Origin of the sequence: Burkholderia sp. WSM2230, from assembly GCF_000472445.1 — a bacterium.
Lineage (GTDB): Bacteria > Pseudomonadota > Gammaproteobacteria > Burkholderiales > Burkholderiaceae > Paraburkholderia.
In genome coordinates, this window is sequence record NZ_AXAJ01000002.1 from 601,966 (window position 1) to 619,087 (window position 17,122).

The following is a 17,122-nucleotide window of genomic DNA, read 5'->3' on the forward strand; positions in this document are numbered from 1 at the left end:
TGTTCCTCTACTCAGTTCTTGCCAGTCACAACGTTGCGACGGCCATCTGGCGTGCGCAACGCTCTTCATGCATGGCGATAGCGGCGTCTATCTGCCGCAAATAGGTGCGCTCTTCGAGCAACGCCTGGCGCGCCTCGTAAGCTGTGGTCGGGATGAAGCGCACCGCCGCGTTCAGCCGCACCTGCGCGAGTTTCCACATGTCAGCCTGGATGACCGCGCCGATCTTCGGATAGCCGCCGGTGGTCTGCGCGTCGCTCATCAGCACGATGGGCTGGCCGTTCGGCGGCACCTGAATCGTGCCCGGCAAAACCGCGTGCGACAGCAGGTCGGCCTTCTGTCTGCGTTTCAGTTCGCTGCCGGCGAGCCGGTAGCCCATGCGGTTGCTGTTCGGCGTGACGAGCCACTCGTCGGACCAGAACGACTCCTGCGCTTCTTCGGTGAAGCTGTCGTATTCCGGGCCGCGCAGCACGCGAATCGGCACCGCCCAAGGCACGCCGCTCGGGTGACGGCCGCGCCGCAGCGGCTCGTCGACGAGCACGAACTTGCACCACGCGGGCGCCTTCACGCCGAACTCCGGCGCTTCAGGCGAGAAGCCGACCTGGCCGCGCTGCGGCGGCGCGCCGAGCGGCACGCGGTCGCCGTCGCGCAGCGCCCGGCCGCCGAGACCGCCGAAGCGGCCGGCGAGGTCCGTGCTGCGCGAGCCGAGCATCGGCAGTACGTCGATGCCGCCCGCGATGCACACATAGCCGCGCATGCCGCGCTTGGCCGCGTTCAGCACCAGTTCCTGGCCGGCCTTGACCGGCAGGCTCCACCAGGAATAGACCGGCTTGCCGTCGAGCGTCGCGCCGAATTCCGTTCCGGTGATGGCGACCCGCGTCGCGCGCAGAAAACGCAGCACGGTTGGGCCGAAGGTGATTTCGAGGCCGGCCGCGTCAGGCCGGTTGCCGACGAGCCGGTTGCCGACTTCCAGCGACAGGCGGTCCAGCGCTCCGCCCATCGCCACGCCGAGATGCCGGTAGCCGTGGCGGCCGAGGTCCTGAATGGTGGTCAGAAGACCTGCGCGAATCACGTCGATCATGCGTGTATCCCCGCGATGGTGAAGCGCACGCGGTCGCCCGGCTGTAGCAGGGTGGGCGGGCGGCGCGCCGGATCGAAAAGCGGCAGTTCCGTGCGGCCGATCAGTTGCCAGCCGCCGGGCGAAATGGCCGGGTAGATGCCCGTCTGCTCGCCGCCGATGCCGACCGAACCCGCCGGCACTTCGAGCCGCGGCGACGCGCGGCGCGGCGTGTGCAGCGCCGCTTCGAGCCCGCCCATATAGGCGAAGCCCGGCTGGAAGCCGAGGAAAAACACCACGTACTGACCACCCGAATGGCGCTCGATCACTTCGCGCACGCTCAAGCCCGTGTGATTCGCCACCGCGCCGAGGTCGGGGCCGAACTCGCCGCCGTACTGCACCGGAATTTCGACGTCGCGGCCTGCCGTGGGCGCTTCGCCGGCTGCGTTCCACGCTTGCTGCAAGCGGCTCGACAGCGCGTCGCGGTCGGCTTCGAGCGGGTCGAATACAAGCGTCAGATTGTTCATGCCCGGCACCACTTCAAGCACATGCGGCCAGTCACGCGCGAGTTCGGCGGCCGCCCACACGCGGCGCTGGCAGTCGAGCGTCGCCGGCGCAGGCGCCTCGCAGACCAGCGCGGCATCGCCGAGCGGAAAGATTTTGGGTTGGCTCATGGCTTGAAGACCCGAAGAAGTCGAAGAGTTCTGCACTGCGCACCGTGGACAAAACCATGGCAAGACCGTTGCGCGGTGTCTGGAGCATACATTGTCAATAAAATATCAACAATTTCTCAATAAGAGTTTTCGCCAGGCTCGCCGCGCGAGGCCGCTCGTCGTACACTCCGGACACTCTCCATTCCGTTTCCTGAGAATTTCACATGTCGCGGCATCCCACCAAGATCGTCTCGTCGGAACACCTCGTGTCCGATACGAGCGCGGAGCTGTCCGAGCTCGAGTACGCGCTCATCATGGCCGGCAACGCATTCAACCGATGGATGGTGCGCTGCATGTCGGCGGCCGGGGAAAAGGACATGACCGCCATCGAAGTCTCGTTGCTGCATCACGTGAGTCATCGCGAACGCCGCAAGAAGCTGGCCGACATCTGCTTCGTGCTCAACATCGAAGACACGCACGTCGCGACCTATGCGTTGAAGAAGCTCGTAGCTAGAGGGTATGTAAAAAGCGAAAAGACCGGCAAGGAAGTGTTCTTTTCGGCGACCGAGGCCGGCCGCGCGCTGTGCCTGAAGTACCGCGAGGTGCGCGAGAGCTGCCTGATTTCGACGCTGAAAGAAAGCGGCCTCACCAACGAGCAGATCGGCGAGGCGGCGCAGTTGATGCGCAATGCGTCCGGAATGTACGACACGGCCGCACGCGCGGCGGCGTCGTTATAAGGAAGAAGTGCGGGGTTGTGCGGCGGCGCGCGGCCTCGCGTTTGCGTGGACATCGCGTGCATCGCGCGCCTCGCGTGAATGCGGGCGCGCTGTGCGGTTCACGTATGCCTAACCAGCCGACCGCGTATGCAGACCCGTCTCCGTGACGATCATGTCGAGCGGAATGTCATGCGCCTCGCGCTCGAGCGCCGCCGTGCGGCACGCTTCATACGCGACACCCACGGTGATCGGCCTCGCCGCACCGGGCCAGCCGGCGAGCGTGCGGTCGTAATAGCCGCCGCCGTAGCCGAGGCGATAGCCGTCGGCGTCGAAACCCACGCACGGCACGAGCAGCAGCTCGGGGATCACTAAGCGTTCGGTTGCTGGCTCCGCGATCTTGTGATGGCCGATCTTCATCGGCGTATCCGGCGACCATGCGTGGAACTCCAGCGGCAAGCCGCGTTCCCTGATGATCGGCAGACTGGCCTCGCGCGGCGAGCCGCCGGTCAGCCACAGGGAGATCGCTGTGCGCGCATCGAATTCGCCTGCGAGCGGCCAGTAGAACCCCACGCTTTTCGCGTCAAAATGTTTCAAAGCGTCGAGCACGCGGCGCCCGAGCGCGGTGTTCTTCGTCGGCTCGGAAGCCGCTTGCAGCCTTGCTTCCAATAGCATTCTACGCAGAGCCTTTTTCGATTCCGTCACAGGGTTGCATGCTATGCTTGGGTTCAATTCGCGCTCCAGAAACAACGATGTCAAAAAGTCTTTATCGAGTATATCGCGCGGCCGGTATGGCGCTTGCCGCAGCCGCACTCGTTGCATGCAGCACCGCGTCAGCCGTCAAGCCACTTCCCATTTCGCAGCTCACGAACGACGATCAGATTTTCGTCCAGTTGCGTGAAGCCGCCCGCAATAACGACGCGGCCCGTGCGGTGCAGCTCGCAAGCATGATTCCGGGCTATCCGGCGCCTTCCTATCTGGAGTACTTCCAGATCAAGCCGCAGCTCTTCGATTCGGGCGGCCATGCGCGCGTCGACGCGCCTGACGCGCCGGTTCTCGCGTTTCTGCAGAAATACGACGGTCAGGCCATTGCAGACCGCATGCGCAACGACTATCTGACGGTGCTCGGCACGCGCCACGACTGGCGCAACTTCGATCAGCAATACGCGCGTTTCGTTCTGAACGACGACACCCAGGTGAAGTGCTACGCGCTCGAATCGCGTGCGTCGCGCGGCGAAAATGTCGCGGACGCGGCGCGCGCGCTGCTCGTCGATCCGAAATGGTACGGCGACGGCTGTGTCGACCTGATCACCATGCTCGGCGTCAACAAGCAGTTCAGTACCGACGACGTCTGGCAGCAGATCCGTCTCGCGTACGAACAGAATTACACCAACACCGGCAGCAAGCTCGTCGACGCGCTCGGCAATCAGGCGCCCGATCCTGTGCTGTTCGGCCAGGCCGCGAATACGCCGCCGCTGCTGCTCGCACGCGGTGTCGGTCCCGATCCGCAATCGCACCAACTCGCGTTGCTCGCGATCACGCGCATGGCGCGCAACGACCCGGCCATGGCAGCGGCCACCTTCGCGTCGGTCGCGCCTTCGCTGAATTCTCCGGAGCGCGCCATCGGCTGGGGCACGATTGCCTATCAGGCCGCCGCGAAGCAGATGCCGAGCGCGGTGGACTGGTACAGACTGTCGGCGAATGCGCCGCTCTCGAACCCTGCGTACGAATGGCGCACGCGCACGGCGCTTCTGGCTGGCGACTGGAACATGGTGCGCTGGTCGATCGAACAGATGCCGGCTGTGCTGCGCAACCAGCCGTCGTGGGTCTACTGGCATGCGCGCGCGCTCAAGCAGGCGGGCGACACCACTACAGCGAACCAGGAATTCGAGTCGATCTCGCAGGGCTTTAACTTCTATGGCCAACTCGCCGCAGAAGAGCTCGGCCAGAAGATCACGCTGCCGCCCAAAACCATGGTCACCGATTCCGAAATCCAGCAGGCCGGCAACACGCCCGGTTTCGATCTCGCGCAGCGCTTCTATGCGCTGAACCTGCGGCTGGAAGGCAATCGCGAATGGAACTGGCCGCTGCGCAACATGAGCGACCGTCAACTGCTCGCCGCCGCGGAATACGCACGCCGCATCCAGCTCTACGACCGCACCGTCAACACGGCGGATCGCACGAAAACCGAACACGATTTTTCGCTGCGTTATCTGTCGCCGTTCCGCGACATCGTGGAGCGCGACGCGCAGTCCACCGGTCTGGACGTGGAATGGGCATACGGGCTGATTCGTCAGGAATCGCGCTTCATCATCAACGCGCGCTCCGAAGTCGGCGCGGGCGGATTGATGCAATTGATGCCCGGCACCGCGCAACTGGTCGCGAAGAAGATCGGCCTCGGCCCGATTTCGCGCGAGCAGATGAACGACATCAACACCAACATTCTGCTCGGCACGAACTATCTGTCGATGATCTACAATCAGTTCGATGGTTCCGCCGTACTGGCCACCGCGGGCTATAACGCCGGACCGGGCCGTCCGCGCAACTGGCGGCAGTCATTGCAGCATCCGGTTGAAGGCGCGATCTTCGCCGAGGCGATTCCGTTCCAGGAAACGCGCGACTACGTTAAGAATGTGTTGTCCAACACGGTCTACTACGCGGCATTGTTCGAAGGCCGTCCGCAATCGCTGAAGGCGCGTCTGGGTTACATCGCACCGTAAGCGCCGGGCCGCCGCTGCCTGCTGAGGTAGCGGCGCGCCACGCCAGCCGTTGCCGCGGCTTCCACCAGGGAGTCGAAAATGCGACATAAAGCCATTGCGATCATCGGCGGTTCCGGTTTCATCGGCAGCCATCTCGTCAACGCCCTCGTCGAAATGGGCAAAGACGTGCGCATCGCCACGCGGCGGCGCTACAACGCGCGCCATCTCACGCTTTTGCCTATAGACGTGATCGAAGCCGACGTGTTCGATCCGGTTCAACTCGCGCGCTTTGTCGAAGGCGCGGACTGCGTGATCAACCTGGTCGGCACGCTGCACGGCAAGCGCCGCACGCCATACGGTCCCGAATTTGCGCGCGCGCATGTCGAGCTGCCCACCCGCATCGTCGCGGCTTGCGAAGGCAAGGGCGTGCATCGGCTGATTCACTTGAGCGCGCTCGGCGCGGATTCGAATGGTCCGAGCATGTATTCGCGCTCGAAGGGCGACGGCGAGAAAGCGGTGCACGCGGCCAACCTCGCGTGGACGGTGTTCCGGCCTTCCGTGGTGTTTGGTCCCGAAGACCAGTTCCTCAACAAGTTCGCGTTTCTGCAGCGCATCTTTCCGGTCATTCCGCTCGCCATGCCGGACGCGAAGTTTCAGCCGGTCTATGTCGGCGATGTGGCCAAGGCAATCGTGAACGTGCTCGATCTTGACGCGGCCAGCGGCAAGACCTATGAACTCGGCGGCCCGAGCGTCTATACACTCGAAGAACTCGTCAAATACTGCGGCGACGTGATCGGCCGGCACGCGAGCATCATTCGCCTGCCGCAAGCGCTCGCGCGCATGCAGGCCATGACTTTCGAAATGGCGCCGGGCGAACCGGTCATCACGCGCGACAATCTCGACTCCATGAAACGCGACAACGTGCTGAGCCGCCCGCTCGCGCCCGAGCTCGGACTCGAGCCGGCCAGCATCGAAACGATTGCGCCTGTGTACCTGACGGGCGCGTCGGCACGCTCGCGTTTCGATGCGTTCCGCGCGAGCGCGGGCCGCTGAATTTTTCTCACTCTTCATACGAACAGGCATGAAGCTGCTTATTGGTGACAAGAACTACTCATCATGGTCGATGCGGCCATGGGTGCTGCTCAAGCACTTCGGCATTCCATTCGACGAAGTGCTGATCCATTTGAATCAGCCCGGCACCAATCCCGCGGTGCTCGCGCACGCGCCGAACAGCCCGGGCAAGATTCCGTGTCTGATCGACGACGCGGGCCTCGCGATATGGGACTCGCTCGCCATCGCCGAAACACTTGCCGAGCGCTTCCCTCAGCACGCGTTGTGGCCGCGCGATGCAGCGGCGCGCGCGCACGCCCGCAGCGTCAGCGCCGAGATGCATTCGGGCTTCGGCGAATTGCGATCGAACATGTGGATGAACATTCGCGCGTCGTTTCCCGGCAAGAATGCGACGCCGGGCGTGCTGGCCGACATCGCGCGTATCGAGGCGATCTGGCGCGAGTGCCTCGACACTTATGGCGGTCCATTCCTCTTCGGCGAGTTCGGCATTGCCGACGCGATGTATGCGCCGGTGGCGATGCGCTTCAACACCTGGCAGCCGGCATTGTCGGAGACGTCGCGGGCCTACGTGCAGCGGCTGACCGCACAGACCGCGGTAAAAGCCTGGATTGAGGACGCGTTGCGCGACACCTACGCCGTCGCGTATCTAGACGAATGCCCATGAATATCTATGCAGTAGGCGGTGCGATTCGCGACGAATTGCTGGGCGTGCCGGTGCAGGACCGCGATTACGTGGTGGTCGGCGCGACGCCCGAGCAGATGGTCGCGCAGGGCTATCGTCCGGTTGGCAAAGATTTTCCTGTGTTTCTGCATCCGCAGACGCACGAGGAATACGCGCTCGCGCGGACCGAACGCAAGACCGCGGCCGGCTATCACGGCTTCCAGTTTTTCTATGCGCCCGACGTGACGCTGGAGGAAGACCTCGCGCGCCGCGATCTCACGATCAACGCGATGGCGCGTGAAGTGCGCCCCGACGGCGAACTGACCGGGCCGGTTATCGATCCGTTCGGTGGTCAGCGCGACCTGCAGGCGAAACTCTTCCGCCATGTCAGCGACGCGTTTCTGGAAGATCCCGTGCGCATTTTGCGCATCGCGCGTTTCGCCGCGCGTTTCGCGGATTTCACCGTCGCGCCCGAAACGCTGGCGCTAATGCGCAAGATGGTCGCGGATGGCGAAGTGGATGCGCTCGTCGCCGAACGCGTATGGCAGGAACTGTCGCGCGGTCTGATGGAAAAGAAGCCGTCGCGCATGTTCGAGGTTCTACGCGAGTGCGGCGCGTTGGCGCGGATCCTGCCGGAGATCGACGCGCTGTGGGGCGTTCCGCAGCATGCCGACTATCACCCCGAGGTGGACACCGGCGTGCACGTGATGATGGTGCTCGACCACGCCGCGCAGCAGGGCTACGCGCTGCCGGTGCGGTTTGCCGCGCTCACGCACGACCTGGGCAAGGCGACCACGCCGGAAGATATTCTGCCTCGGCATATCGGCCACGAAGGCCGTAGCGTGGATTTGCTCAAGCCGTTGTGCGAGCGCTTGCGCGTGCCGAACGAATGCCGCGACCTGGCTCTGCTGGTGGCGCGCGAGCACGGCAACATCCATCGCGTGATGGAAATGGGAGCGGCTGCGCTCGTGCGTCTGCTCGAGCGCAGCGACGCGATTCGCAAGCCTTCGCGTTTTGCCGAAGCGTTGCAGGCCTGCGAGGCGGACGCGCGCGGGCGGCTCGGTTTCGAGGCGCGCGATTATCCGCAAGCCGAGCGTTTGAGAGTCGCGCTCGTCGCCGCGCGAGGCGTCGATGCGGGCGCGGTGGCGAAGCGGTTCGCTGATGCGCCGGCCGGCATCAAGGACGCCGTGCACAAGGAGCGCGTGCAAGCAGTGGCTGCGGCGCTGGAGTGAGTTGCGGTGGCGGCGGCTTGCGAATGCGGCCGCCTTCGAGCGAAAACGCAGCCTTTACAAAAGCCGGGCGATAAGCGACAGCAGCATCGACAGCAACAGCGTCGACATGAACGGAAAATGATATTCGCGCCCAAAGAGGCGCACGGTCACGTCGCCCGGCATCCGCCCAATGCCCAGTTTGCGAAGCCACGGCCAGCAAGCCGACAGCACGGCCAACGCAACAAAGGTGGTGAGCAGCCAGCGGATCATGTCGCGTATCCTGGCATCACAACGTGTGCGACCGGTCGCCGCTGGAAAACGCCTGCAGCGTGTCCGCGAGCCCGCGCGAGAACGCGATCACCTTGAACAGCTCGCCCATTTCGGCCTCTGATAAGAGCTTTTGCACGGCATTCGCCGCGGGCAGAAAGCGGGCGGTGTCCGTGGGATCGATCTCCGAAAGTGCATCGGTAATGCCCGCGTTCAGCAGGAAGCGCGCTTGCGACGTGAAGCCAAGCAGATCGGCGCCGGTCTCCACAGCCGCTTCGGCGATGCCGGTGAATTCCACGTGCGCGGTAATGTCCTGCAAGCCTGGGTAAACAAACGGATCGCCGTGCGCGCGATGCCGGTAGTGGCACATTAGCGTGCCCTGCGCGCGCTGCGCGTGGTAGTACTCGTGACGCGGAAAACCATAGTCGATAAAAAACGCCGCGCCGCGCGCGAGCATCGTGCAGATAGTGCGCGTGAAGGCGCACGCGGCGTCGTGCGTCTCGGCGATGTATTGGCTGCCGGCGGTGTCGATTTCGGACAGTCGCGCCAGATCGGCAGACTCGGTCACTGGACGGTCTTCGAATGCGAACCACCCGTCGCGCCAGACCACGCCGCGCTCGCGCCACGCGCCGTCGACGAAAGCGAAAAGCCGCACCGGCATGGCGTCCAGCACTTCATTGCCGATCACCACGCCTTCGAAGCGCTCGGGCAGCGCGTCGAGCCAGCGCACTTTGCCGGCGAGCGCGGGCGCCGCGGCTTCGATAGTCTCGCGCTGGCGCTCGCGCAATTCGCCTGACAGATCGACAATCGAGTAGCTGTCGAACTCGGCACCCAGCGCTGCCAGCGCGTTCAGCAAGCCCGCGGCGAGTTTGCCGGTGCCGGCGCCGAACTCCATTACGTCGCGCGTGTCGCTTGCCTGCAGTGCTTCGGCGATGGGGCGCGCGAGCGTGGCCGCAAAAAGCGGCGACAGTTCGGGCGCGGTGACGAAGTCGCTGCCGTCGTCGCCGCGCAGCCCGAATTTGCGGGCGCCGCCGCTGTAATAGCCGAGTCCGGGCGCGTACAGCGCGCGCTCCATGTAGCGGTCGAACGGCATCCAGCCGCCGGCCTCTTCGAGCTCCGCACGAATCCGCGCGACGAGTGCTTCGGACTGCGCGAGCGCGCTCGGGCCGGGAGCAGGTAAACTATCGGGTTGGTGAGCTTTCGGATTCATTCCCGCATTGTAAATGACCGCTTCTACGGACACCGCAGCCGCCGGCGCGCGTGAAACGCCGCGTGTCGTGCTGATTACCGGCGCCGCGCGCCGCATCGGACGCGCGCTCGCGCTCGGCTTTGCCGCGCGGGGCTGGGACGTGGCCGTGCATTACGGCGCCTCGCGGCGGGAAGCAGAAGAGGTGGTCGAGGAAATCGTCGCCATGGGCCGGAAGGCGGTGGCGCTGCACGCCGAGTTGGGCGACGAGGCGCAAGTCGCGGGCCTGTTGCCGGCCTGTATCGCGACGCTCGGCCGGCCGCAGTGCATCGTCAATAATGCGTCGCGCTTTGAGGAAGACACGGCGCACAACGTCGGCTACGAGCTGCTGCTGAAGCTGACCGCGATGAACCTCGGCGCGCCGCTCGTGCTCGCGCGCATGTTGTACGACGCGACGCCGCAGGCCGCGCTCGCCGACGAAACGCAGCGCAGCGTGGTAATCAACGTGCTGGATCAGAAGCTCTACAACATGAACCCGGACTATCTGTCGTACACGTTGTCGAAGGCAGCGTTGCAGACCGCGACGGTCGCGCTTGCGCAGGCGTTGGCGCCGAAAGTCCGGGTGGTCGGCCTCGCGCCGGGCCTCACCATGCAATCCGGCGACCAGACGGCGGAAAGTTTCGCCGCCGCTCACCGTGTTACGCCCTTGGGCCGCGCGTCGCGGCCTGAAGATATTGTCGCCGCCGCGCTGTATCTCGCGGATGCAACCGGCGTCACTGGAACGACGCTGGTGGTCGACGGCGGGCAGCACCTCGTGCCGCTGCCGCGCGACGTAATGTTTTTGACGGGCGCCTGAAGCACTGCGCCCCTTTGCGTGCCACGCACGCTTTTTTCGACTGGAACGAACATGTTTGCCGCTCTTTCGCATCCCCGGCTCGCCGATTGTCGCCGGCTCTTTCTGCGCAATTACGAAGTGCACATCAACATCGGCGTGCACGACTTCGAAAAGCGCGGCGAACAGCGCGTCGTGATCAACGTCGAACTGTTCGTGCCGCTCGCGCTTTCCACGCCGGTAGCGGACAAGCTGGACGAGGTCGTCGACTACGACTTCATGCGTTCGACCATTTCGCGCCGCGTCGAGCAGGGCCATATTCACTTGCAGGAAACGCTCTGCGACGATCTCGTGAAGACCATGCTTGAGCATCCGCAAGTGCGGGCGGCGCGCGTTTCGACCGAAAAGCCCGATGTGTATCCCGACTGCGACGCGGTGGGCGTCGAAGTTTTCCGTATCAAGGAGGACTGAGCATGAACGCTCCCGAAATCATCGACGACACCACGCCCGCCACCCGCCAGAAGTCGCCGCTCACGCGCCGCGAGCAGAAGGAGGCGTACGAGAACAACAAGCTCTTCAAGCGGCTTGCGCGCCAGGTCGGCCAGGCGATCGGCGACTTCAACATGATCGAGAACGGCGACAAGGTGATGGTGTGCCTGTCGGGCGGCAAAGACAGCTACGCGATGCTCGACATTCTGATGCGGCTGCGCGAGCGTGCGCCGATCAACTTCGATATCGTCGCGGTGAATCTCGACCAGAAGCAGCCGGGCTTTCCGGAACACGTGTTGCCCGAGTATCTGAAGCAGCTGGACATTCCGTTTCACATCGAGAATCAGGACACGTACAGCATCGTCAAGCGGCTGGTGCCCGAAGGCAAAACCACCTGTTCGCTCTGCTCGCGGCTGCGGCGCGGCATTCTGTACCGCGTGGCGGGCGAACTCGGCGCGACGAAGATTGCGCTCGGCCATCATCGCGACGACATTCTGCAAACGCTGCTGCTGAACCTGTTCTACGGCGGCAAGCTGAAGGGCATGCCGCCCAAGCTGCAATCGGACGACGGCAAGAACATCGTGATCCGCCCGCTCGCCTACGTGAAGGAAACCGATCTGGAAAAGTACGCGGAATTGCGTGAATTCCCGATCATTCCGTGCAATCTGTGCGGCAGTCAGCCGAACCTGAAGCGTGCGGAAATGAAGGCGCTGATTCGCGACTGGGAGAAGCGTTTTCCTGGTCGCATCGAGAACATGTTCAACGCGTTGTCGAACGTCGTGCCTTCGCATCTGATGGATCACAAGCTGTTTCCGTTCGCGGGCCTGCGCGCGACCGGCGAGGCCGATCCGCAAGGCGACATTGCATTCGACGAAGAACCATGTTCGACCGATGCGAACGACGGCGCGCCCCTTGGTGCGGCACGGCCGATCTCGATCGTGCAGTTTGACGATCTTTGACCGGAAACCCCGCAAAAAGGGCGTTTCGGCACTTACTTTCGCTTGCAATGTGGCCGCTTTCGCGGCCATTTTCGCAACAGGGTGCGTGATAGAATCGTCGGCTCCAAACTCGTCTATTTGCCGACGCCATGAACATCGTGATTTTGGCGGCAGGCACCGGTAAGCGCATGCGTTCCGCGCTGCCCAAGGTGCTCCATCCCCTCGCCGGCCGGCCGCTCCTCGCTCATGTCATCGACACTGCCCGCACGCTGCAGCCCACGCGCCTCGTCGTGGTAATCGGCCATGGTGCCGAAGCGGTCCGCGAAGCCGTCGCTGCGCCCGATCTGCAATTCGCCGTGCAGGAGCAGCAGCTCGGCACCGGCCACGCGGTGCAGCAGGCGTTGCCGCTTCTCGATCCGTCCGTGCCCACGCTCGTGCTTTACGGCGACGTGCCGCTCACGCGCGCGAGCACGTTGCAGGCGCTCGTCGAGCGCGCGGGCCAGCTTGCCTACGGCGTGCTGACGGTCACGCTCGCGGATCCGACCGGCTACGGCCGCATCGTGCGCGATCCGCAGGGCAACGTCTCGCGCATCGTCGAACAGAAAGATGCGAGCGCCGACCAGCTTCTGATCGACGAGATCAACACGGGCATCGTCGTTGCGCCGACCGAGCGGCTGTCGGGCTGGCTCGCCGCGCTGAAGAACGACAACGCGCAAGGCGAGTTCTATCTGACCGACGCTGTGGAAATGGCAATCGAGGCGGGTCTCGAAGTGATCACCACGCAGCCGCAGGACGAATGGGAAACGCTTGGGGTGAACAGCAAGCAGCAGCTCGCCGAACTTGAGCGGATTCATCAGCGCAATGTGGCCGATGCGTTGCTCGTCGCCGGCGTCACGCTTGCCGACCCGGCGCGCGTGGACGTGCGCGGCACGCTCGAATGCGGCCGCGATGTGTCGATCGACGTGAACTGCGTGTTCGAAGGCCGCGTCACACTCGCCGACAACGTGACCATCGGTCCGAACTGCGTGATCCGCAACGCGAGCATCGGCGCGGGCACCCGGGTGGACGCGTTCACGCATATCGAAGGCGCGGAAGTCGGCGCGAACGCCGTGCTAGGACCTTATGCGCGGCTGCGGCCGGGTGCGTCGCTGAAAGACGAAACACACGTCGGCAATTTCGTCGAGGTGAAGAACGCGGTGCTCGGGCACGGCTCGAAGGCGAATCACCTCACCTATATCGGCGACTCGGATATCGGTGCGCGGGTGAATATCGGCGCGGGCACCATCACCTGCAACTACGACGGCGCGAACAAGTTCCGCACGATCATTGAAGACGACGTGTTCGTCGGTTCGGACACGCAACTGGTTGCCCCGGTGAGGGTAAAGCGCGGTGCGACGATCGCGGCAGGCACGACGGTGTGGAAAGACGTGGAAGCCGACGCACTCGTGCTGAACGACAAGACGCAAACCAGCAAGACGGGCTACGTGCGCCCGACCAAAAAGAAGAGTTGACGAAGAGGCGAGGGCGGCGCGACGCGCGCCCCGCGAAATTCCAGCACTGAATAGGAATAGACCATGTGCGGCATTGTTGGCGCGGCAGCGCAACGTAATATCGTCCCTGTCCTGATTGAAGGACTGCGGCGCCTCGAATATCGCGGCTATGACTCGTGCGGCGTCGCGGTGCTAGGCGACAGCGGCCCGGCGCGCGCGCGCAGCGTGGCGCGCGTTGCCGATCTCGACGATCAGGTGCGCGACAGCCACCTGGGCGGCATCACCGGTATCGCGCATACGCGCTGGGCGACGCACGGCGCGCCGGTGACCGACAACGCGCATCCAATCTTCTCGAAAGACGCGCTGGCGTTGGTACACAACGGCATCATCGAAAATTATGAATCGCTGCGTGAGACGCTGCGTGGCAAGGGTTACACGTTCGTCTCGCAGACCGACACAGAGGTTATCGCGCATCTGATTCACAGCCTGTATCGCGGCGATCTGTTCGCCGCTGTGCGCGAGGCCGTCGCCCAACTGCATGGCGCCTACGCGATTGCGGTGTTGCATAAGGATCAGCCGCATACCGTGGTCGGCGCGCGGCAAGGCTCGCCCCTGGTGGTGGGACTGGGCGAGGGCGAGAACTTCCTCGCTTCAGACGCGCTTGCGCTGGCGGGCAGCACCGAGCGCTTCATCTTCCTCGAGGAAGGTGACGTGTGCGAGCTGACACTCGAGGGCGTGCGGATTGCCGACCGCGAGGGCAACGAAGCGCGGCGCGAAGTGCGTCAGGTCGCGGCCTATGGCGGCGCGGTCGAGCTCGGTCCGTATCGTCACTTCATGCAGAAGGAAATTTTCGAGCAGCCGCGGGCGATCTCGGACACGATCCCGCAATCCGATTCGTTCGATGCGTCGTTGTTCGGCGAGGGCGCCGACGCAGTCTTTGCTGATATCGACAATCTGCTGATCCTCGCTTGCGGCACGAGCTACTACTCGGGGCTCACCGCGAAGTATTGGCTCGAATCGATTGCGAAGATTCCGACGCAGGTGGAAATTGCCAGCGAGTATCGCTACCGCGAGTCGGTGCCGAATCCGAAGTCGCTGGTCGTGGTGATCTCGCAGTCGGGCGAAACCGCGGACACGCTTGCAGCGCTCAAGCACGCGCAGGAGCTGGGGCATCGGCACACGCTTGCCGTGTGCAACGTCAGCACGAGCGCGATGGTGCGTCAGACCGAACTGGCGTTTCTCACGCATGCGGGCCGCGAAATCGGCGTGGCATCCACGAAGGCGTTCACCACTCAGCTGGTCGCGCTGTTCGTGCTGGCCGTCACGCTCGCGAAGTTGCGCGGACGTGTGAGCCCTGAGCAGGAAGCCCAATACTTGCGGCAACTGCGCCATTTGCCGGCCGCGCTTAACAGCGTGCTCGCGCTGGAGCCGCAGATTATCGCGTGGTCGGAGGAATTTTCGCGCAAGGAACATGCGCTTTTCCTCGGGCGCGGCATGCACTATCCGATTGCACTTGAAGGTGCATTGAAGCTAAAAGAAATCTCTTACATTCATGCGGAAGCTTATCCGGCTGGCGAATTGAAGCACGGACCGCTGGCGCTCGTGACCGAGGCGATGCCGGTCGTGACGGTGGCGCCGAACGACGCGTTGCTCGAGAAGCTCAAGTCGAACATTCAGGAAGTGCGCGCCCGCGGCGGCCAGCTGTATGTGTTCGCGGATGCGGACACCAGGATCGTCAACGACGATGGCATTCACGTGATTCGAATGCCGGAGCACTATGGGCTGCTCTCGCCGATTCTGCATGTGGTGCCGCTGCAGTTGCTCGCGTATCACACGGCTTGTGCGCGGGGGACGGATGTGGATAAGCCGCGGAATCTGGCGAAGTCGGTGACGGTGGAGTGAGGGGATTCGTGCTTGCCGGTTTCTGCCGACCGTAGATAGAAGCGTTTACATATAAACGCTTCTATCCGTTTCCCTCCCACTTTTTGTCGACAAGTAATTTATTGCAAAGCGCAAACGCTTCTAATTGCGAGTGGAAAAGTGGCGGCTTTGGCTGGCAGATTTGTTCAAGATGCCATTCGGAATGATGCGCGTGTGCGGGCGGCACTTCCGTTGTTGTCAGCAAGCGTGCAATCAACATTCGCCGCTATTTGGTACGGTCGAAAAGGTCAAGACTATCGGCATCGGTCTGACGTCCGGAACTGCCAACAGCCACAAATGCGGTCCGCTCATGCTCGAATCGCATGAACGAAGTAAATAAAGGGGCAGGCCAATGGTTCGCGGGAAGAAGTCGGGGGCGGGCGTCGGAGGCGCTGTCATCACCATCATCTTCGCAATGGTCGTCGCGCCGAAAGGCGGGTGGACCATCGCGCTACTACTGCTTCTGCTGGTCGTCGTTATTGGTAATCTCCTCAAGCCTAAGTCACAGCTGGCGGCGACTATAGACTCGAGAGAGCGTCCCGGTACACAAGCCGCGACGCGTCAACAGCAAGCGATGTCTGTCAGCGTGAAGTCTTTCCCGGCCGCCTCGGACGATGAGTAACGTGCACACGTCAATGCATGGTGATTTCACGGCCATCGCTTAAGCCGCCGGAATGGGATTGACCTCGACCGTCAGATGCGACAGTGCTTTGAAGCGTTTCAGTGCCGCGTGATAGAAGCCTGGAGTACGCTGCGTATCAGTCGTTGTCACTGATACGACAGCGCTCATGTGACCCGGGCCGAGGCGCCATACGTGCAGGTCGAGCACCTTGTCACCGTTGTCTTCAATCACATGACGGACGCTGTCCACCATACGCCGGTCCGGATTCATGTCCAGCAGGATTCCACCTGTGTCACGCATCAGGCCGTAGGACCAGTTTGCAATCACCAGGGCGCCGATGACGCCAGCAAGCGGGTCCATCCAGAGCCAGCCGAATGCGCGTGCCAGCACCAGTCCAATGATGGCCAGCACCGAGACTGCTGCGTCCGCCATCACGTGCACGTACGCCGAGCGGATGTTGTGGTCCCGGGTAGCAGTGCCATGAGCATCGACATGGCCGTGCTCGTGCTCTTCGAATTCCACTTCATGTTGGCCATCCGGCAGCGCAACAAGGGCTTTGAATGCATGCGGCTCGGGGATGTCCTCTTTCGACTCAAAATAACCCCCCCGGTCAGCAAACGCGAACGACTGGCGCGTACCATCGGACCGAATTGTCGTCACGGAAATTGCTGCTGCCTCAAGCCTGGAACCTTCAGTTTCCGGCGTGATGCGAAACACCGCTGGCACACCATCCTCGAAAATCGAGACCGCAAACGCGCCGGACGGTGCGACCACGCGCATCACTTCATCCGCGTGAGCGTGTTCGTCGTGACCATGACTATGGCCGTGACCATGGCTGTGGCCGTGATGGTCACCACTGAGCAGCCAGACACTCGCGACATTGACAAGCAGACCTATCACTGCGAGGGGAATCGCTTCGCTGAAGTGAATGGGGACCGGTGAGAGGAATCGCGAGACCGCCTCGTAGCCAATCAGCAGCGCAATCATCGCGAGTACGATGGCGCTGGTGAAGCCTGCCAGGTCGCCGAGCTTGCCGGTGCCGAAAACAAACCGTGAATCGGTAGCATGCTTGCGCGCGTAGGTGTACGCGAACGCCGCGATTAGCATGGCACCTGCGTGGGTCGACATATGGAGCCCATCGGCGACTAGCGCCAAAGAGCCGAACAGAGTGCCACCGACGATTTCAATTAGCATCATCGCACTGCACAGGGCAATCACCGCCCATGTCTTGCGCTCGTTTTTTTCGTGGCCTGCACCTAGAAAGACATGGTCGTGCCCCGCGCCAAAGGGGCTGTTCTCCAAATCGCTCATCTCTA

16 protein-coding genes are annotated in these 17,122 nt (G+C 63.2%); 10 read left to right on the forward strand and 6 right to left on the reverse strand.

Annotated features, from left to right (window positions below; translation table 11 throughout):
- Positions 1-25: 25 nt before the first annotated feature.
- On the reverse strand, positions 26-1,078 hold the full coding sequence (locus A3AC_RS0108245) for a biotin-dependent carboxyltransferase family protein (protein WP_025598301.1): 1,053 nt from the start codon (positions 1,076-1,078) through the stop codon (positions 26-28).
- Positions 1,075-1,728 (reverse strand): 5-oxoprolinase subunit PxpB, encoded by a 654-nt coding sequence (pxpB, locus tag A3AC_RS0108250; RefSeq protein ID WP_025598302.1) that lies wholly within the window; start codon positions 1,726-1,728, stop codon positions 1,075-1,077. The genes A3AC_RS0108245 and pxpB overlap by 4 nt, the downstream gene beginning before the upstream one ends.
- A gap of 203 nt (positions 1,729-1,931) precedes the next feature.
- On the opposite strand from pxpB, the gene A3AC_RS0108255 reads away from it, so the two are divergent.
- The gene (locus A3AC_RS0108255) at positions 1,932-2,444 is read left to right on the forward strand and encodes a winged helix DNA-binding protein (RefSeq protein WP_013340794.1); all 513 of its coding nucleotides are present in this window, start codon (positions 1,932-1,934) and stop codon (positions 2,442-2,444) included.
- Between the two features lie 108 nt (positions 2,445-2,552).
- Here the strand turns inward: A3AC_RS0108255 and A3AC_RS0108260 are convergent, their stop codons facing one another.
- Positions 2,553-3,095 (reverse strand): 5-formyltetrahydrofolate cyclo-ligase, encoded by a 543-nt coding sequence (locus A3AC_RS0108260; RefSeq protein WP_025598303.1) that lies wholly within the window; start codon positions 3,093-3,095, stop codon positions 2,553-2,555.
- A 77-nt stretch (positions 3,096-3,172) separates the two neighbouring features.
- Here A3AC_RS0108260 and A3AC_RS0108265 point away from each other — a divergent pair, with 77 nt between their 5' ends.
- From A3AC_RS0108265 to A3AC_RS0108280, 4 genes are all read left to right on the forward strand, one after another.
- Positions 3,173-5,140, forward strand: coding sequence for a lytic transglycosylase domain-containing protein (locus tag A3AC_RS0108265; protein WP_025598304.1), 1,968 nt, complete (start codon positions 3,173-3,175; stop codon positions 5,138-5,140).
- Positions 5,141-5,218: 78 nt separating this feature from the next.
- The gene (locus A3AC_RS0108270; RefSeq protein WP_025598305.1) at positions 5,219-6,172 is read left to right on the forward strand and encodes a complex I NDUFA9 subunit family protein; all 954 of its coding nucleotides are present in this window, start codon (positions 5,219-5,221) and stop codon (positions 6,170-6,172) included.
- Positions 6,173-6,200: 28 nt separating this feature from the next.
- Positions 6,201-6,854, forward strand: coding sequence for a glutathione S-transferase family protein (locus tag A3AC_RS0108275; protein WP_025598306.1), 654 nt, complete (start codon positions 6,201-6,203; stop codon positions 6,852-6,854).
- Positions 6,851-8,083, forward strand: a complete 1,233-nt coding sequence (locus A3AC_RS0108280) for a multifunctional CCA addition/repair protein (protein ID WP_025598307.1) — start codon at positions 6,851-6,853, stop codon at positions 8,081-8,083. Before A3AC_RS0108275 ends, A3AC_RS0108280 begins: the two co-directional genes overlap by 4 nt.
- 54 nt (positions 8,084-8,137) lie before the next feature.
- Here the strand turns inward: A3AC_RS0108280 and A3AC_RS0108285 are convergent, their stop codons facing one another.
- Entirely contained in the window at positions 8,138-8,332 is a 195-nt protein-coding gene (locus A3AC_RS0108285; protein WP_025598308.1) for a DUF2905 domain-containing protein, read from the reverse strand.
- Positions 8,333-8,348: 16 nt separating this feature from the next.
- Entirely contained in the window at positions 8,349-9,539 is a 1,191-nt protein-coding gene (locus A3AC_RS0108290; RefSeq protein WP_025598309.1) for a class I SAM-dependent methyltransferase, read from the reverse strand.
- A 13-nt stretch (positions 9,540-9,552) separates the two neighbouring features.
- Between A3AC_RS0108290 and A3AC_RS0108295 the strand changes: the two genes are divergently transcribed.
- The 5 genes from A3AC_RS0108295 (at position 9,553) to glmS (ending at position 15,166) form a co-directional block, all read left to right on the forward strand.
- Positions 9,553-10,371: an SDR family oxidoreductase gene (locus A3AC_RS0108295; protein WP_025598310.1), complete on the forward strand. Its 819-nt coding sequence runs from the start codon at positions 9,553-9,555 to the stop codon at positions 10,369-10,371.
- A gap of 51 nt (positions 10,372-10,422) precedes the next feature.
- The gene (locus A3AC_RS0108300; protein WP_025598312.1) at positions 10,423-10,818 is read left to right on the forward strand and encodes a dihydroneopterin aldolase; all 396 of its coding nucleotides are present in this window, start codon (positions 10,423-10,425) and stop codon (positions 10,816-10,818) included.
- Between the two features lie 2 nt (positions 10,819-10,820).
- Positions 10,821-11,795, forward strand: coding sequence for a tRNA 2-thiocytidine(32) synthetase TtcA (gene ttcA / locus A3AC_RS0108305; RefSeq protein ID WP_025598313.1), 975 nt, complete (start codon positions 10,821-10,823; stop codon positions 11,793-11,795).
- Between the two features lie 128 nt (positions 11,796-11,923).
- Positions 11,924-13,285, forward strand: coding sequence for a bifunctional UDP-N-acetylglucosamine diphosphorylase/glucosamine-1-phosphate N-acetyltransferase GlmU (gene glmU, locus A3AC_RS0108310; RefSeq protein ID WP_025598314.1), 1,362 nt, complete (start codon positions 11,924-11,926; stop codon positions 13,283-13,285).
- 63 nt (positions 13,286-13,348) lie between these two features.
- Positions 13,349-15,166, forward strand: a complete 1,818-nt coding sequence (gene glmS / locus A3AC_RS0108315) for a glutamine--fructose-6-phosphate transaminase (isomerizing) (protein WP_025598315.1) — start codon at positions 13,349-13,351, stop codon at positions 15,164-15,166.
- Between the two features lie 679 nt (positions 15,167-15,845).
- Here glmS and dmeF read toward each other — a convergent pair.
- Entirely contained in the window at positions 15,846-17,117 is a 1,272-nt protein-coding gene (dmeF, locus tag A3AC_RS0108330; RefSeq protein WP_025598319.1) for a CDF family Co(II)/Ni(II) efflux transporter DmeF, read from the reverse strand.
- Between the last annotated feature and the right edge of the window lie 5 nt (positions 17,118-17,122).

What these genes read in the sequence shown, in the direction of transcription:
- A3AC_RS0108295 (WP_025598310.1), top strand. Translation starts at nt 9,553, where the DNA reads ATGACCGCTTCTACGGACACCGCAGCCGCCGGCGCGCGTGAAACGCCG.
- glmU (WP_025598314.1), top strand. Translation starts at nt 11,924, where the DNA reads ATGAACATCGTGATTTTGGCGGCAGGCACCGGTAAGCGCATGCGTTCC.
- A3AC_RS0108260 (WP_025598303.1), bottom strand. Translation starts at nt 3,095, where the DNA reads ATGCTATTGGAAGCAAGGCTGCAAGCGGCTTCCGAGCCGACGAAGAAC.
- A3AC_RS0108245 (WP_025598301.1), bottom strand. Translation starts at nt 1,078, where the DNA reads ATGATCGACGTGATTCGCGCAGGTCTTCTGACCACCATTCAGGACCTC.
- dmeF (WP_025598319.1), bottom strand. Translation starts at nt 17,117, where the DNA reads ATGAGCGATTTGGAGAACAGCCCCTTTGGCGCGGGGCACGACCATGTC.
- pxpB (WP_025598302.1), bottom strand. Translation starts at nt 1,728, where the DNA reads ATGAGCCAACCCAAAATCTTTCCGCTCGGCGATGCCGCGCTGGTCTGC.
- A3AC_RS0108290 (WP_025598309.1), bottom strand. Translation starts at nt 9,539, where the DNA reads ATGAATCCGAAAGCTCACCAACCCGATAGTTTACCTGCTCCCGGCCCG.
- glmS (WP_025598315.1), top strand. Translation starts at nt 13,349, where the DNA reads ATGTGCGGCATTGTTGGCGCGGCAGCGCAACGTAATATCGTCCCTGTC.
- A3AC_RS0108280 (WP_025598307.1), top strand. Translation starts at nt 6,851, where the DNA reads ATGAATATCTATGCAGTAGGCGGTGCGATTCGCGACGAATTGCTGGGC.
- A3AC_RS0108255 (WP_013340794.1), top strand. Translation starts at nt 1,932, where the DNA reads ATGTCGCGGCATCCCACCAAGATCGTCTCGTCGGAACACCTCGTGTCC.
- A3AC_RS0108275 (WP_025598306.1), top strand. Translation starts at nt 6,201, where the DNA reads ATGAAGCTGCTTATTGGTGACAAGAACTACTCATCATGGTCGATGCGG.
- A3AC_RS0108270 (WP_025598305.1), top strand. Translation starts at nt 5,219, where the DNA reads ATGCGACATAAAGCCATTGCGATCATCGGCGGTTCCGGTTTCATCGGC.
- A3AC_RS0108300 (WP_025598312.1), top strand. Translation starts at nt 10,423, where the DNA reads ATGTTTGCCGCTCTTTCGCATCCCCGGCTCGCCGATTGTCGCCGGCTC.
- A3AC_RS0108265 (WP_025598304.1), top strand. Translation starts at nt 3,173, where the DNA reads ATGTCAAAAAGTCTTTATCGAGTATATCGCGCGGCCGGTATGGCGCTT.
- A3AC_RS0108285 (WP_025598308.1), bottom strand. Translation starts at nt 8,332, where the DNA reads ATGATCCGCTGGCTGCTCACCACCTTTGTTGCGTTGGCCGTGCTGTCG.
- ttcA (WP_025598313.1), top strand. Translation starts at nt 10,821, where the DNA reads ATGAACGCTCCCGAAATCATCGACGACACCACGCCCGCCACCCGCCAG.